Source organism: Bifidobacterium sp. UBA6881 (assembly GCA_002451435.1).
Classification (GTDB): domain Bacteria; phylum Actinomycetota; class Actinomycetes; order Actinomycetales; family Bifidobacteriaceae; genus Bifidobacterium.
Genome location: DKCF01000089.1, coordinates 2,863 through 4,976 on the forward strand (window position 1 = coordinate 2,863; position 2,114 = coordinate 4,976).

Genomic DNA, 2,114 nt, shown 5'->3' on the forward strand with positions numbered 1-2,114 from the left:
GCGCAAGGTCGATCCGGCGTTCTATTGGATGACGGTTCCGGCCGCGATTCTGGTGGCGATCTTCCTGTACTGGCCGTTCCTGCAGGGCGCCGCGTACTCGTTCACCAATTCGCAGGGCTACGGCGATTTCAAATTCATCGGATTCAAGAACTACCTTGCGATGTTCCAGGATTCGCGCGTGGGGCATGCCTACCTGTTCACGATTTTCATCGCCGTGCTGATCACCATCGGCACGAATTTCCTCGGTATGTTCCTCGCGGTGCTGTTGAATTCCAAAATCGCGTTCAAGAACGGTTTCCGTGCGATTTTCTTCATCCCGTATACGCTGTCGGTGCTGGTCATCGGCTACGTGTTCAAGTACATTTTCATGACTCCGCTGCCGGCCATCGGCCAGGCGCTGCACATCGACTGGCTGTCCACGTCGATGATCTCCAACCCCGACCTGGCATGGTTCCCGATCGTGTTCCTGTCGATCTGGCAGGGCGTGGCGTACTCCACGCTGCTGTATCTGGCCGGCCTGCAGACCATCGACAACGAGATCTACGAGGCGGCGGCGATCGACGGCGTGAGCGCATGGCAGAACTTCTGGCAGATCACTTTCCCGCTGATCGGCCCGTTCTTCACCATCAACATGGTGCTGAGCCTGAAGAACTCGCTCGGCGCGTTCGACCAGATCATGGCGTTGACCAAGGGCGGTCCGGATTCCAAGACCGAAACCGTCTCCTACCTGATCTTCCAGAACGGCCTGGGCAACGGCGAATACTCCTACCAGATGGCGAACGCGGTCACGTTCTTCATCGTGCTGGCGATTCTGGCCTTCGTGCAGCTGAAGTTCTTCAGCGGCAAGGAAAAGGTCTGATCGGCAAGGTGTGAAGGCAAAGGAGAACAATCATGACTACCACAACTGTCGCAACGAAGCCGGTCGCCGAACCGTCCGCGAAACCGCAGGGCAGGCCGGAAAAGTTCCGCAAGGACCGCAACGTCAACTGGTGGCTCACCGCGGCCGTCGCGGTGCTGAGCCTTACCGTGCTCGTGCCGCTGTATTTCACCGTGGTGACCGCGTTGAAGACGCCGAGCGAGGCGGGCACGTTCGGTCTGCCGAGCACTTGGGAATGGCATAATTTCGTCGATGCGTGGAACAAGGTGAACTATCCGAAGGCCGCGCTGAATTCCGCGATCATCACCGTGTGCGCGGTGGTGCTCACGCTGCTGACGAACACGTTCGTCGCCTACGCCGTCGCCAGAAACATGGACAAGCGGTTCTTCCGCTTCCTGTACTACTTCTTCCTGGCGATGATGTTCGTGCCGTTCACCGTCATCATGCTGCCGATCGCCAAGCAGATGGGCACGCTGCACCTCGACAACCAGCTGGGCCTGATCGTGCTGTACACGATTCTCGGCATCGGCACGAACCTGTTCATCGCCATCGGTTTCATCCGTTCGATTCCGATTTCGCTGGAAGAGGCCGCCCGCATCGACGGCGCTTCGACCTGGCGCATCTTCTGGACGATCATTTTCCCGCTGATGGGGCCGATCAACGCCACCATCGCGATTCTGACCGCGTTGTGGGCATGGAACGACTTCCTGCTGCCGTTGATCACATTGACCGACCAAAGCAACCAGACGATTCCGCTGGCGCAGTACGTGTTCCAAAGCCAGTTCACCTCGAACTATCCGATGGCGTTCGCCTCCTACCTGATGGCGATGGCGCCGGTGCTCATCGTCTACGTCTTCGCCCAGAAGTGGGTCGTCGGCGGTGTGATGAGGGGCGCTGTGAAGTGAACAGCCCAGTGGGCTGTTCATAGGCTCCCCTTGAGCGAGACGATAGTTGAGCGAGGGCAGAAAAACGCGGCCGTAGGCCGTCCGCTTGCCAAATCAAGGAAAGCCCACTGGGCTTTCCTTTCACAGCGCCGAGCGGGGGATCCATTCATTTCCCGCTTCGCGCAACGCGCCGCACCCAGGAAAGAAAAAAGCGATTGCCTACCATGAAACGGTAGGCAATCGCGTTTCTGCAATGCGTGTCCGAGCACACCTGCCGCGCTTCGACTACGTATCCGCTATGCAAAGGAGCCCAATCGGAATGACTGATTTCAACCGTTCTCAATTGCCGGATT

The 2,114-nt window shown here is 58.3% G+C and carries 3 protein-coding genes; all 3 read left to right on the forward strand.

From position 1 onward, the window contains the following. Positions 1 to 859: carbohydrate ABC transporter permease (locus B3C64_RS06935; protein WP_291534667.1), on the forward strand; the 859-nt coding region annotated here is incomplete at its 5' end. Positions 860 to 891: 32 nt separating this feature from the next. Continuing rightward, on the forward strand, positions 892 to 1,782 hold the full coding sequence (locus B3C64_RS06940) for a carbohydrate ABC transporter permease (protein WP_291534668.1): 891 nt from the start codon (positions 892 to 894) through the stop codon (positions 1,780 to 1,782). A gap of 85 nt (positions 1,783 to 1,867) precedes the next feature. Continuing rightward, positions 1,868 to 2,114, forward strand: a 247-nt coding sequence (locus tag B3C64_RS06945; RefSeq protein WP_291534670.1) for a hypothetical protein, incomplete at its 3' end; no start/stop codon positions are given.